Annotated in this window: 15 protein-coding genes; 9 read left to right on the top strand and 6 right to left on the bottom strand. The window is 70.5% G+C overall.

Going from position 1 to position 12214, the window contains the following annotated elements; all coding sequences use genetic code 11:
* The first annotated feature begins 60 nt into the window (after positions 1 to 60).
* Positions 61 to 1335 carry an amidohydrolase gene (locus HCC30_RS05775; RefSeq protein WP_169441019.1) on the top strand — a complete coding sequence of 425 codons (1275 nt, stop codon included), beginning with the start codon at positions 61 to 63 and terminating at the stop codon, positions 1333 to 1335.
* A gap of 5 nt (positions 1336 to 1340) precedes the next feature.
* On the opposite strand, the gene HCC30_RS05770 is transcribed toward HCC30_RS05775, so the two are convergent.
* Complete coding sequence (locus HCC30_RS05770; protein WP_346776505.1) at positions 1341 to 1679, bottom strand: hypothetical protein; 339 nt, start codon at positions 1677 to 1679, stop codon at positions 1341 to 1343.
* Positions 1676 to 1990, bottom strand: a complete 315-nt coding sequence (locus HCC30_RS05765; protein ID WP_169441017.1) for a hypothetical protein — start codon at positions 1988 to 1990, stop codon at positions 1676 to 1678. The genes HCC30_RS05770 and HCC30_RS05765 overlap by 4 nt, the downstream gene beginning before the upstream one ends.
* A 182-nt stretch (positions 1991 to 2172) precedes the next feature.
* Here HCC30_RS05765 and HCC30_RS05760 point away from each other — a divergent pair, with 182 nt between their 5' ends.
* The 5 genes from HCC30_RS05760 to HCC30_RS05740 all read left to right on the top strand — a co-directional run bounded on the left by HCC30_RS05760 (position 2173) and on the right by HCC30_RS05740 (position 6167).
* Positions 2173 to 3018, top strand: coding sequence for a helix-turn-helix transcriptional regulator (locus HCC30_RS05760; protein WP_169441015.1), 846 nt, complete (start codon positions 2173 to 2175; stop codon positions 3016 to 3018).
* The gene (locus tag HCC30_RS05755) at positions 2997 to 3212 is read left to right on the top strand and encodes a DUF397 domain-containing protein (RefSeq protein WP_169441013.1); all 216 of its coding nucleotides are present in this window, start codon (positions 2997 to 2999) and stop codon (positions 3210 to 3212) included. Before HCC30_RS05760 ends, HCC30_RS05755 begins: the two co-directional genes overlap by 22 nt.
* Positions 3213 to 3295: 83 nt before the next feature.
* Positions 3296 to 3592 carry a DUF397 domain-containing protein gene (locus HCC30_RS05750; protein WP_169441011.1) on the top strand — a complete coding sequence of 99 codons (297 nt, stop codon included), beginning with the start codon at positions 3296 to 3298 and terminating at the stop codon, positions 3590 to 3592.
* Between the two features lie 202 nt (positions 3593 to 3794).
* On the top strand, positions 3795 to 5117 hold the full coding sequence (locus HCC30_RS05745) for a Mur ligase family protein (protein ID WP_169441009.1): 1323 nt from the start codon (positions 3795 to 3797) through the stop codon (positions 5115 to 5117).
* A gap of 300 nt (positions 5118 to 5417) precedes the next feature.
* A complete protein-coding gene (locus tag HCC30_RS05740) occupies positions 5418 to 6167 on the top strand; it encodes a nucleotidyltransferase family protein (RefSeq protein ID WP_240979333.1) in 750 nt (249 codons plus the stop codon).
* A gap of 33 nt (positions 6168 to 6200) precedes the next feature.
* On the opposite strand, the gene HCC30_RS05735 is transcribed toward HCC30_RS05740, so the two are convergent.
* The 3 genes from HCC30_RS05735 to HCC30_RS05725 all read right to left on the bottom strand — a co-directional run bounded on the left by HCC30_RS05735 (position 6201) and on the right by HCC30_RS05725 (position 8790).
* Positions 6201 to 6761: a hypothetical protein gene (locus HCC30_RS05735; RefSeq protein ID WP_169441007.1), complete on the bottom strand. Its 561-nt coding sequence runs from the start codon at positions 6759 to 6761 to the stop codon at positions 6201 to 6203.
* A 91-nt stretch (positions 6762 to 6852) separates the two neighbouring features.
* Complete coding sequence (locus tag HCC30_RS05730) at positions 6853 to 7791, bottom strand: hypothetical protein (RefSeq protein ID WP_206323381.1); 939 nt, start codon at positions 7789 to 7791, stop codon at positions 6853 to 6855.
* 81 nt (positions 7792 to 7872) lie between these two features.
* Positions 7873 to 8790: an amidohydrolase family protein gene (locus tag HCC30_RS05725; protein WP_169441005.1), complete on the bottom strand. Its 918-nt coding sequence runs from the start codon at positions 8788 to 8790 to the stop codon at positions 7873 to 7875.
* 95 nt (positions 8791 to 8885) lie between these two features.
* Between HCC30_RS05725 and HCC30_RS05720 the strand changes: the two genes are divergently transcribed.
* Together HCC30_RS05720 and HCC30_RS05715 are read left to right on the top strand one after the other, a co-directional pair.
* Positions 8886 to 9128, top strand: a complete 243-nt coding sequence (locus HCC30_RS05720) for a hypothetical protein (RefSeq protein ID WP_169441003.1) — start codon at positions 8886 to 8888, stop codon at positions 9126 to 9128.
* Between the two features lie 175 nt (positions 9129 to 9303).
* Positions 9304 to 9954: a hypothetical protein gene (locus tag HCC30_RS05715; protein ID WP_169441001.1), complete on the top strand. Its 651-nt coding sequence runs from the start codon at positions 9304 to 9306 to the stop codon at positions 9952 to 9954.
* Positions 9955 to 10091: 137 nt separating this feature from the next.
* Here the strand turns inward: HCC30_RS05715 and HCC30_RS05710 are convergent, their stop codons facing one another.
* A complete protein-coding gene (locus tag HCC30_RS05710; RefSeq protein ID WP_169440999.1) occupies positions 10092 to 10343 on the bottom strand; it encodes a hypothetical protein in 252 nt (83 codons plus the stop codon).
* Positions 10344 to 11029: 686 nt separating this feature from the next.
* Between HCC30_RS05710 and HCC30_RS05705 the strand changes: the two genes are divergently transcribed.
* Positions 11030 to 12061, top strand: coding sequence for a BMP family ABC transporter substrate-binding protein (locus tag HCC30_RS05705; RefSeq protein WP_169440997.1), 1032 nt, complete (start codon positions 11030 to 11032; stop codon positions 12059 to 12061).
* The last annotated feature ends 153 nt before the right edge of the window (positions 12062 to 12214 follow it).

The following is a 12214-nucleotide window of genomic DNA, read 5'->3' as shown; positions in this document are numbered from 1 at the left end:
GGGCTGAACTTTCCCGGAACCGCTGTCAGTTGCTTGTGCGCTGCGCCTAATCTTCGCCCCATGAACGAACTCCTGTCCCCTGAGCCGGAGGTGGACCCGACCCGCCCGGCACCACGGAACGCTCCGCCCGAAGCGCTGCCCCAGCTCCCCGGAATCCTCACCGAGGAGCTGCGCGCCGAGCTGATCGCCTTCCGCAGAGATCTGCACATGCACCCCGAGCTGGGAAATCAGGAGTTCCGCACCACCGCGGCCCTCAAGGCCCGGCTGGAGCAGGCAGGACTGCGTCCCCGGGTCCTGCCGCTGGGCACCGGCCTCATCTGCGACGTGCACCCGGATCTGGCCCCCGAGGGGGAGGGCGTGCGGCCGCTGCTGGCGCTCCGCGCCGACATCGACGCGCTGCCCATCCCCGACGTGAAGAACGTGCCGTACCGCTCGACGGTCCCCGAGCGCGCGCACGCCTGCGGCCACGACGTGCACACCACCGTCGTCCTCGGCGCCGGGCTCGTCCTCGCCGAGCTCGCCCGCGCGGGTCAACTCCCGCACTCCGTCCGTCTGTTGTTCCAGCCCGCCGAGGAGCTGATGCCCGGCGGCGCCACCGACGCCATCGAGGGCCGCGTCCTGGAGGGCGTGGGCCGGGTGATCGCCGTGCACTGCGACCCGCGCGTCGACGTCGGAAAGATCGGCCTGCGTACCGGACCCATCACCTCCGCCTGCGACCGGCTGGAGGTCAAGCTCAGCGGCCCCGGCGGGCACAGCGCCCGCCCGCATCTGACCACCGACCTCGTCAACGCCGCCGCGAAGATCGTCACGGAGGTCCCCGCGCTGCTCTCCCGCCGCGTGGACGCCCGCAGCGGCATGAGCGTCACCTGGGGCCGCGTCGTCTCCGGCCACGCCTGCAACGTCATCCCGCAGGAGGCCGAACTCTCCGGCACGGTCCGCTGCCTGGACCTCCCCGCCTGGCGGCAGGCCCCCGATCTGGTGCACGCGGCGATCGACGAGGTCGCCACCCTGCACGGCGCCAAGTCCGAGGTGACGTACGTGCGCGGCGTCCCGCCCGTCGTCAACGAGGCCCGGGTGACGGAGCTGCTGCACGAGGCCATGACGGCCCGCGCCGGCGCGCACGCGGTCGAGCCGACCGAACAGAGCCTCGGCGGCGAGGACTTCTCCTGGTACCTCGAACACGTCACCGGCGCCATGGCCCGCCTCGGCGTCCGCACCCCCGGCGAACGCCGCGTCCGCGACCTGCACCAGGGCGACTTCGACGTCGACGAACGCGCCATCGGCATCGGCGTCGAACTCTTCACCGCCGCCGCCCTCCTGGACACCCGCGGCTGACGCCCTCACCCCTTCCACCGGGGCGCCCGGCCCTCCAGCCGCGCGCCCCGGCTCTCCGCGATCCGCAGCGCGTCCCCGAGCGCCTCGCACAGCCTTCCGGCCAGGTAGCGCAGCTCCCGCGCCTCCATCCCGGCCTCCTCGCAAGCCAACTCCCGTGCATACACCCGCAGTTCGGCGCCCATCCGCAACTGCACACGCTCCATCTCGTCCGCCGTCCTGGACACAGGGCCGGGCGTCTCCCCGCCGTCCAGGAAGCACGACTGCCCGCCCTCACCCGTCCACGGCAGCAGCCGCAGCGCCTCTCCGTCCTCCGTCGTGTGACGGCCCTGGCCGTGCCCCGTCACGCGACGGCCCCGTCCCGCTCCGCCTCGTGCGCGAGGACGTACGGCCGTACCAGCGCGCAGTCGTCTCCCGCGATGCGCCCCTCGTGCGGCCCGGGGCCGGGGACGTGCTCCGGCAGGGCGGGCGGGGCGAAGGCGCGGACGTACAGGGCGCGGCGTCGGCGGCGCGGGCGCGGGTCCGGCCTCGGCGCCGGGGCCGTTGCGACGTCGCTCCCGCCGCTCCGGTGACGTCCGCCGCCGTGCCGCCTGCGTCCCGTTCCCGGCCCGAACGCGGCCCGCAGTAACGCGGCACAACGGGTGATGAATGCGAACACCTCAGCGTATTCCCGTCTCTTATACGAAATCCCTGCGCGGCAGGGACCTCGCCAACTACGTTGCGTAGCAAGCAGCCTGGTACCGCCGGGTTGACCACAACAGAGGGTCGTCGTCCCAGCCGCGCGGTGGGACGAGAGCGGCCGTCCCAACCTCTCCGTGGGACGGCAAGGGATGTGGACACATGAGGTTCCAGTCGCAGTCACTCACCCCCGACAGGTCGACGCGCCACTTCTTCGGCAGCGAACTGCGCCGCCGCCGCGAGGAGGCGGGCCTGTCACTCCTCCAGCTCGCGAAGATCGTCAACTCCAGCAAGAGCACCCTCGCCCGCGTAGAAACGGCCGAGCTGATGCCCCCACCCGACCTCCCCCCGAAACTCGACCTGGCCCTGGGCCTGGACGGCTTCTTCGGCCGCCTGCACGCACTGGTGAAGCGGGAGGCACATCCGGATCAGTACCGGAGGTTCATGGACTTCGAGGCGAAGGCAACCGTCATCGAGGTCTACGAACCGCAGGTTGTCCCGGGCCTGCTCCAGACCGAGGACTATGCGAGGGCCTTCTTGAGCTGTCAGGAGCATTTGACGGCGGAGGAGGTGGAAGAGCTCGTCGCAGCGCGGTTGTCGCGCCAGGAGCCACGGACTTCAGGGGGTAATCCGCTGCGGTGGGCGATCCTGGACGAGTCCGTACTGTGGAGGCGGGTCGTCGGCCCGGAGCAGACGTATAACCAACTGGCAGTGCTCCTTGAGCAGGTGGATACTCCGGACAGTAAGGTTCAGGTGATGCCGTTCCGGTCTGGGCTGCACGCGTTGATGGGTGGCGCGCTCAACCTCCTCACACTCCCGAAGGGCGTCAGCGTCGCGTATGAAGAAGGCATCCAGGTGAGCCATCTCTATGAGGACGCCGCTGACGTCCGGGGCTGGCGGAGGCAGTACGACGTTCTGCGCGCCAACGCTCTCTCGCTCAGTGAGTCAGCGGAACTGATCAGAGAGGCTATGGAGGACTGCACGTCATGCGAGACGCCCGAGACTTGACCTCTGTCTGGCGAAAGTCCAGCTACAGCAACTCCAACGGGGGCAGCTGCCTCGAAGTGGCAGACGGGGCCGATGGCCTGGTCCCCGTCCGCGACAGCAAGGACGTGGCGCAAGGCGTACTGGTCTTCCCGGCCACTGCGTGGGCACCCTTCGTAGCGGGGGTCAAGCGCGGCGCACTGTCCCGCGACGCCTGACCCGACCGCAAGCATCTGCACCGAGCCCCGGCCCAACCAAGCCGGGGCTCGGCCCAGTTGGGGCTGCCGGAGGAGGACGCATCATGAAGGCGATCGAGGACCTGAGCACGGCCACGTGGTTCAAGTCGAGCCACAGCAACACCAACGGCGGGGACTGCCTTGAGGTCGCCCGTGACTTCGTCGGCGCGGCCACCTGGCGCAAGTCGAGACACAGCAACTCCAACGGGGGCAGCTGCCTCGAAGTGGCAGACGGGGCTGACAGCGTCGTCCCCGTCCGCGACAGCAAGGACCTGGCGCAAGGCGTACTGGTCTTCCCGGCCGCCGCGTGGGTGCCCTTCGTGTCGGAGGTCAAGGGCGGTTCGCTGTCCGGCGACGTCTGACGCGTCCGCAAGCACCTGCACGAGCCTCGGCCCGACCGGGCCGGGGCTCGGTGCGGTTGAGCCGACAGCGGAGGCTGCATCGAACGGTGGCGGCAAGGCCGTCCACATCCCTGTCGCGTCGCTGGGCCGGTTCGGCCATCGAGGCGCGCCTCGTGGGTGGTCCGGTTCTCGCGGGTTGGGTCCTCTGGCACAGTGTTGGCGCATGGAGGACCAGTTTTTCCGGGAGATTCTGGGGCGGTATCAGTACAACCGGGCGGGCGGTGACGCATTACCGCAGCTCTTGCAGGCGCTGGGCGACCCGGGGCGCGCCCTGCGGGGCATGACGGTTGCCGGAACCAACGGGAAGGGGTCCACGTGCGCGTTCGCGGTCTCCGTGCTCGCGGCGGCCGGAATGCGCGTGGGCAGCATGCCCAGCCCCCATCTTCAGCAGCTCACCGAGCGGATTCGCGTCAATGGCGGGCCCATCTCGGCCGCTGACTGTCGGCACGCGTACGAGCAGGTCGACCGCGCCATGCAGCGGATCGGCCGTACGGCCAACGCTCAGGCCCTGCACGCGGCCGCCGCAGTAGCCCATTTCGCACGCGAGGACGTGAACTTGGCCGTTCTGGAGGCCAACATCGGTGGGCTGCGTACCGCGGTCAACTGCTTTGACACCGGCGTGAAGGTCCTCACCGGCGTGGGCCTGGACCACCAGGAGTTGCTGGGGGACTCCCTGGCGGAGATCGCCCGGAACAAGGCGGGCATCGTCCGGGACGGAGACCACGTGGTCCTCGGCGCGCTGCCCGCCGAGGCGGCCGAGGCAGTCGGCGAGGTCCTGGAGCGCCGCACGGGGCTGACGGTGTGGCGTCTCCACAAGGACATCCTTGTGCGGCAGGACGCCCGGCAACGGAAGACAGAACACCCGTGCGGCCAGGCCGGGTTGGAGGTGTCCACTCCTCGTGCCCGGCACGTCGGACTACCCTGTCCACTTCCCGGGTCTCACCAGCACCGCAACCTGGCGCTTGCCGTCGCCGGCGTCGATGCGCTCATCGAACGCGGCGTGGTCCCCGCCATTCCGGACGAGACGCTGCGATCCGGCCTGGCCGCCACCCGCTGGCCCGGCCGCCTGGAACTGGTGAATCCGGCCCGGCTGGAACAGTGGCAGGGGCAGGTCCTGCTGGACTCGGCCAGCAACCCCCAAGGAGTGGCCACCGTGGCCCCCGAGATTCTTCGGCGGGCGCGTACGGCGGAAAGGGCGGCCGTCGTCTTCGGGACGGTACGGAACAAGGACGCGGCAGCCATGCTGGCTCCCCTGCCCGGGAACTGGCCCGTGGTCTTCACTCGCATCGGAGACGCCAACGAGGCCGACCCCGGGGAGCTGCGCCGTACGGTGGCACCGCGCGAGGGCTGCCACGTCGTGTCCGATACGGGCGAGGCCGTTCACCAGGCTGCCGAACTCGTGGGCCGGGGCGGGTTGATCACGGTGCTGGGCTTTCACTCACTGGTGGGGCGTGTCCGCGACATCCTGGGGCTGCCTTCCGGCTGACACCTGAGCGGTAAGGGGGCAACGTCCGGAACTCCGCAGGGTGTTGGCTGAACACTTCCCTGAGACCCTGCCCGCCGAGGAATTCGTCCCGCACTCATCAACAGCTGAAAGCCGCAGGTTACCCCGGTGTGCAAGGGGCAATAATGGAGTCATGGCGCACCTGGTGAGGAACCAAGAGCCGAGGAACTGGCGCATCGGAGTCGCCGGGACTCCACCACGGGACGGCCGCGTCACACGACCGTTTCGGTGGCCATGCGCCGAGGAACGGTGAGGTCGGTCTTGCCAGGCAGACACGGCCCCTTGCCTGCCGTACGGCAGGCAGTGATCCTCGCCGGGGGAATCGGCCGACGGTTACGGCCGCTGACGTATTCCCGGCCGAAGCCGATGGTGGAAGTGCGCGGCACACCGATTCTCCAGCACCAGATCGACTGGTTCGCCGAGCACGGTGTGGAGTACGTGGTCGTTTCGGCGGGATACAAGGCGGAGGTCATCACCGCGCACCTTGGGTCCCGACGTCAGCCGCTGCACACCCAGGTCGTGGTGGAGGAACGTCCGCTGGGTCGTGGCGGCGGGCTCAACAAGGCTGCCGGCGCGCTCCCTTGGCCATCCGAGCCCTGGTTTGCTCTCTACGGTGACATCTGGACCAGCTTCTGCCTCTCGTGCATGGTCAACCACCACCGGCGGCAGGACGGACTGGCGACCGTGGCGCTGGCACGGCCACGAGCAGGGGCCGGAACCGCGGTGTGCGACGCCGTGGGACGAGTCATCACCCTGAACCTGGCAGAGCCTTTGGCCGGCCGAGTGAACGCCGGGCTCTATCTGTTCGAGCCTTCCGTCACCGGACTGCTGCCGAAGGAGGGGGACCACCAGACCAGCACTCTCGCCCACTTGATCAGCACGCGGAACCTCGTGGGGTACCCGGTGGACGAACCGTGGACTGCCGTCAACACCCCGCAGGACCTGGACGAAGCTGCCCGCACCCCACACCGTGCCACGTACGTGCGAGAGCTGCCCTCCGATGAGGGGCGCAGAAGCCGGACCGTCACCTAGCTCCGGCCCGTCCACCCCGGCCGGAGGACGGCCCTACGGCTCCTCGCCGGGCGGGGTGACGCCCAGGTCGACGCGCATGAGGTGGCGCATGTTCCAGAGGGGGCCCCACAGCTCGTTCAGGCTCTCGCGGGCGGCTTCCAGGTGCTCTTCCCGCTCGGCGCGGCCTTCGTCGCAGCGCTTCAACAAGCCGTAGGCCGCGCCGAGATGGCGGTTGGCCGTGCTGGCCGCCTGCGACACGGGGTCGGGCAGCACCATCTGGGCCTCGGCGTGGCGGAGGCGGTGGTCGCGGCGGGTGCGGTCGAGTTCCGACCGGAGTTCGTCGGTCACCTCGTCCCGCTCCAGGGCGTGGAGGACGTGCGTCATCGCGTTGGCCAGGTCGCGGGTTCCGGCGCTGAGGGCCGCGTAGCAGGCGCGGCGGGCCTCCAGGTCGGCCTGGCGGGTGGCGTACTCGCGTTCGTCGCGCTGGAGTTGGCGGGCGTGCTCCAGTTCGCGGGCCCGGGCGCGGTCGGCGCCGCGCTGGGTGATCACGGCAGCGGCGAGGGTGCCCGCGATGCCCAGTACCGCGATGACGATCTGGCTGACCGAACTGTTCACGTCGCCCCCCCGGGTCGGCTCGCGGGGACTGTACCCGCTGCGCCTCGCGGCGCGTACGGGGCCGGAACGCGCGGATTCCCGGGCCGAGTTGCTAGGGCGCAGGCGGCGGGACCCGTGCCGCGTCCTGCGGGTCGGTTGACGGGCCTTCCGCCGGGGCGGGCGGCGACCCGGGCGGGCCCTGCGGGGCAGCTGACCGGCCTTCCGCCGGCGCAGGCGGCGGCCCCGGCCGCGTCACCCCGTCCTGTCCCCGTGCGCCCGGTGGCGGCCCCGGCGGCGGGACCCGAGCCGGCCCCCGCGCGCCCGGCGGCGTTTCCTCGTCATGGAGTTCGCCGCGCAGGGCCGCGAGGGCGAAGGCCGTCGTGGAGGCGAGGAGAAGGAGGGCGAGAGGGCCCCAGATCGCCGGGATCGACCAGAGGGGCCAGGAGTTGGAGCCCTGCGCGAAGAGCGTGAGGAAGCCCGTGAGGGCCAGGACGACGCCGTGCCACCGCAGGACGAGACCCGCGCGCGCGTGCCGGCGGTTGCCGCGGGCGAGGAGGGTCCACAGGCTTCCGGGGAGGGCGGTCAGACCGAAGGAGAGGCAGGCGAGGGCGCCGCCGAGCCGGTCCGCGGGCCAGCCCACGGGGCCGTCGGTGGTCTGCTGCGTCCGGCCGCCTTCCCGTACCTCGACGACCTGCCCGTGCCAGATCACGCCGGTGACCTTGTCGCCCGGCTCCAGCTCCGAGGCCACGGGATCGGTGGTCCGGAACGTCACCGGCCACGGCTTGCCGGAGGGCAGCAGCAGCCGCGCCTCGGGGGACGCGCTCCGCTCCCTGCGGTGCAGCTCCGCCTGCTGGACGGTGAAGTCCTGCCGCCACCGGCAGCCGGACGGCTCGACCGGCACGGAGGCGCACTCGGGGGCGGCCCGGTACGCCCGCTCCTCCTCCAGCGCCCCGCGGACCTCGGACGCGCTCGCCACCCCCGCGACCAGCGCCCCGGCCGCGAGCACCAGCCACATCACGGCCCCCGTCGCCCCGTTCCCCGGTGCCCCCACCGCGTCTCCCTCACCGTGTCCGAAAAAGTCCCCCTCGCACCGCTATTCGAACACGTCGCCCGGAGTTCTCCCGTTCCGGGCTCACAGTCCGAACAGCCGCGCCCCGTTGTCGTGGCAGACGGCGCGGAGCCAGGGCGTGCCGAGGCCCGTGTGCTCCAGGGTTTCCAGCTGGTGGGCGTAGGAGTAGGGGATGTTCGGGAAGTCGGTGCCGAGGAGGACGCGGTCGCCGAGGGCGGCGAGGCGGGGGAGGGCCTCGCGCGGGAAGGGGGCGTCGCGTTCGGCGAAGTCGGTGAAGGCCATCGTCGTGTCGAGCAGGACGCCGTCGTACCGTTCGGCGAGCGCCAGGAACTCGGCGTACTCCGGCATCCCCAGGTGGGCGACGACCAGGCGCAGGCGCGGGTGGCGTGCGAGCAGCGCCGCGATCGGCCCGGGGCCGGTGTGCTCGGTGGCGACGGGGCCCGAACCGCAGTGCGTGACGACGGGGACGCCGGCCTCGGCCAGCAGGCCCCAAGTGGCCTTCAGCAGCGGATCGTTGGGGTCGAAGGCGCCGACCTGTACGTGGCACTTGAACACCCGCGCGCCCTGCTCCAGCGCGCGCCGCACGTCGTCCTCGGCGCCCGGTTCGGCGTAGAAGGTGGCCGTGTGCAGGCAGTCGGGGGTGCGTGCGGCGAAGTCGGCGGACCAGTCGTTCAGCGAGCGGGCCATGCCGGGCTTGTGCGGGTACAGCATCGAGGTGAACGCGCGGACGCCGAAGCCGCGCAGCGTCGCCAGGCGCCGGTCCTCGTCCTCGCGGTACGTGATCGGCCAGGGCCGGCCGATGAGCGGGCCCGCCGCGTCGAAGTACGCCCACACCTTGTCCAGCAGCCGCTTCGGCATGAAGTGCGTGTGCACATCGACCAGTTGGTCCACCCCCACCCGGTCACGGAACGCGGCCACCCGCGCCCGCTCGTCCTCCCGCACCGGCCCGTTCCGCGTCCCCTGCTCCGTCGCGCTCGTCATGGGCGGAGGCTACTGGGGCGGCCCCGTGGTGAACCGTCCGGGCCGTCGCGCACGTCCCTGCTGGTGAAGTCGTCGTCCGCGAAGGAGAGTTGACCGTGACGGACAAGGACGCACCGCAGGGCAGGACGTCCCGCCGGGCGCACCTGGCGGCCTGGGGCGCCGTCGCCCTGGTCGCCCTCGGATCGGTCCTGGGCACGTGGACGTACTTCCGGCCCGAGGGCGACGCGGGCCTCCCGCTGATCGGGCTCCTGGGTGCCAAGATCCTCACCGTGGTGCTGGTGTTCGGCGGGGGTGCGCTGCTGAGCCTCGTGCGGGGGCGGGCGACGGACGGGGAATAGGTTCGTCCGGCCGTTTCCGAGTGACGTCAAGGGATGCGCAGTTCAGAGCATGTCTTGATGAGTTCGTTTTGTTTCCGGGCGGACGTGCGACGGCTTTCCGGCCGTCATCTTCGCTCGGGGAGACACGCCATCGGTGAGCGGCAATCCTCCGTAACGCTCTGCGTACGGTGGCGGAATGACCGAGACCACACGGGTAAACATCGAAGGTAAGCAGGAACTCCTCCGGAGTCTTCTCGACCACCACCTCACCCAAGGGCAGAACGTCCTCTCCGGAGGCGCCCGGCACCCTTACCCCCGCCGTGAAGAACTCGGGGAGTGGAAGCCGGGCGCCCTCCCTGAAGACGCCAAGCGGGCCCTGAAGGAATTCGTCGACTTCCACTCGAGCGGGCTCCGCGAATTGCGGGATGACATCGAGCGCGTCGAGCGAGGCCACAAGGGTGGGGAGCTCGCCGACGACGAAGCCGTCGCCCAGCTCAACGACGCCCGTCTCCGCCTCGGTGAAATGCACGCCGACTCCTACGCGAGGCTCGCCGAGGGCCTCAGCGGCAGCCTGTCCGGCGAAGACCACTACAACATTTTCGACGACGCGATCTCGGCCATCGGCAACGCGGCCAACGCCGTCGGGGATGCCGCCACCAGCGCCGTCCAAGGAGTCAAGCACTTCTTCGACACCGTCCCCGGCCAGATCGTCCAGAAGGGCGTCGAGGGGTGGAACGCCTTCTCGGGATCCTTCAACGACTGGATCGCCCTCGTCAAGATCAACATGTCCGCGGCACAGATTGCGGAACTCGAGGAGGCGCTCGCCGAGATGGAGAGCGCGGCATAAGAGCCTGACATCGGCGCACGTCTCCAGCGGGGTGTCTCCCTTCGGTCAGCGGCCGAAGGGAGACACCCCGCCCGCTTGAGCGGGCGGCCGCGTTTCGCTCGGCGGCACACCGCCGGTCCGAAAGCCCCGGGGCGCCCTCAGTCCTCCTCCAGCTCGAAGATGAAGTAGACGCTCAGCGTGTGCGGTTCGTCCTCGCCGTGCAGGTAGCTCCAGGACACGTCCGCCACCCGGACGTCCTGCTCCCTCAGCCACGCATGGGCCTTCTCGAAGGCGCCCGCGGCCGTCGAGGCGGGGAACAGTTTCCGGGCGATGGGATGCACCCCCGTCTCGTCCTCCGAGTCGTCGAAGCCCTCCGGAACGTCCAGACAGAATCCGGGGTCGATCGCCATGCAGTGCACCCATTCCCGTCGGTTGCCGGTACCTCTCGACAGAGGTCGCCCCTCTGCGTACGACACCGGGTAAGACGTCGGGGCTTGCCGCGGGGTTGCCTCTGGCGGCCACGCGGACTGCCCGCGTACTTGCGGACGACGTCATCGCCCCTGCTCACACCTGTTTGTCCGGCGATGCCACGAAGGCGTGAGAGGTCACGGTCGATCAAGTCGCGTGCCACGGCGTGCCGTTCACCGATGCGGCCGCAGTGCCCGGCCGGAACCCGGCTCATCGGGGGCGGGCACGGGTGAGGGCTCGCGAACAACGGCGACGTCCTGGACGCCTCGGCGCCTTCGGCGTGGAAGCAGAACGCCTGGGCCGCGAAGGCCCACGGCAGCGCCGCCGCTTACGCCCTCTGTCGCAGCTGATCCTCCTCGGTCCAGTACCGGAAGCCTGACGGGGCCCCGGCTCGGTCAAGTCCCCTCGCGGCGGACCGGGTTGGGGTCCGTGGTTCCGGCGTGCACAACCGGAACAACCCCCTCCGCCCATTTCCTGACGCCCCGCCAGGCCGCGATCGGGTAACGGCTTACGGAGATCGCGTGAGAGGGGTTTACCTGAAATCTACGCGCGTTATCTTTGCCGGAAGCCAGCGCCGGTTCCGCGGGTTCGCGTGCGGCGCGTCCAGACAGCCGAAGGGGACGTCCTCTTGCGCCGGGTAACAAAGCTTGCTGCCGCTGTCACCGCCACGGCGGCCCTCGCACTGACGACCGCCGCATGCGGCGAAAGTTCCACCGAGTCCGCCGGGGACAAGAACAAGGGCGTCGGCCTGGCGTACGACGTCGGCGGGCGGGACGACCACTCCTTCAACGAGGCCGCGGCGCGCGGCGCCGACCGGGCGAAGAAGGAACTCGGCGTCGGCATGAAGGAGATGTCGGCCGGTAACGACGAGACCGAATCCGTGCGGGAACAGCGCCTTTCCTCGCTGGCCAAGGCCGGTTTCAATCCCGTCATCGGAGTCGGGTTCGACTACGGGAAGTCCGTCAACAAGGTCGCGAAGGACTTCCCCGGAACCACCTTCGGCGTCGTCGACTCGCCCTCGAAGGCGAAGAACGTCGCGGGCCTCGTCTTCGCCGAGCACGAGGCGTCCTACCTGGCCGGGGTGGCCGCCGCGAAGAAGACGAAGAGCAAGAAGGTCGGGTTCATCGGCGGGGTGAACAACGCGCTGATCCAGAAGTTCCAGGCGGGCTTCGAGCAGGGCGTCAAGGACACCGACCCGAAGATCAAGACGACCTCGCAGTACCTGTACCCGACGAACACCAAGGGCTTCAACGACCCCGCGGCCGCCAAGGACAAGGCCAAGGGCATGCTCGACTCCGGGATCGACGTCATCTACTCGGCCGCCGGGCAGTCCGGCGTCGGGTCGATCGAGGAGGTCAGCAAGGAGAAGGGCGCCTGGGCGATCGGCGTCGACTCCGACCAGTACCGGCAGCCGGGGCTGGCGAAGTACAAGGACGCGATCCTCACCTCGGCCGTGAAGAACGTCGACGTGGCCGTGTTCGACCTGATCAAGAGCGTCGAGGACGGCAAGCCGATGCACGGCACGCACTCCTTCGACCTGAAGCAGGACGGCGTCTCGGTGGCCACCTCCGGCGGCTTCATCGACGACATCAAGGACGACATCGACGCGGCGAAGAAGGACATCGCCGACGGCAAGGTGAAGGTCGACGACCGCCCCTGACGGGGCAGTCGACCCACCCGAACCCGTCCCGTCGCCCCGCCACCGCACCCGGCCGGGCCCCGCCCTCCGCCGCCCGGCCACCACCCCCGGCCGAGGCGCAGCGCGGCCCGGTACCGGCGGGGCGGCGTGCGCTGTCCACCCGCCACCTCGCGA

It is taken from the genome of Streptomyces sp. HNM0574 (assembly GCF_012726235.1).
GTDB lineage: Bacteria > Actinomycetota > Actinomycetes > Streptomycetales > Streptomycetaceae > Streptomyces.
The sequence above is the reverse complement of the archived record's forward strand: the minus strand, read 5'-3'. Positions and strand labels throughout refer to the sequence as shown.

Coding starts and splice junctions, on each gene's coding strand:
- HCC30_RS05775 (WP_169441019.1), top strand. CDS start 61: ATGAACGAACTCCTGTCCCCTGAGCCGGAGGTGGACCCGACCCGCCCG.
- HCC30_RS05760 (WP_169441015.1), top strand. CDS start 2,173: ATGAGGTTCCAGTCGCAGTCACTCACCCCCGACAGGTCGACGCGCCAC.
- HCC30_RS05755 (WP_169441013.1), top strand. CDS start 2,997: ATGCGAGACGCCCGAGACTTGACCTCTGTCTGGCGAAAGTCCAGCTAC.
- HCC30_RS05750 (WP_169441011.1), top strand. CDS start 3,296: ATGAAGGCGATCGAGGACCTGAGCACGGCCACGTGGTTCAAGTCGAGC.
- HCC30_RS05745 (WP_169441009.1), top strand. CDS start 3,795: ATGGAGGACCAGTTTTTCCGGGAGATTCTGGGGCGGTATCAGTACAAC.
- HCC30_RS05725 (WP_169441005.1), bottom strand. CDS start 8,790: ATGACGAGCGCGACGGAGCAGGGGACGCGGAACGGGCCGGTGCGGGAG.
- HCC30_RS05715 (WP_169441001.1), top strand. CDS start 9,304: ATGACCGAGACCACACGGGTAAACATCGAAGGTAAGCAGGAACTCCTC.
- HCC30_RS05710 (WP_169440999.1), bottom strand. CDS start 10,343: ATGGCGATCGACCCCGGATTCTGTCTGGACGTTCCGGAGGGCTTCGAC.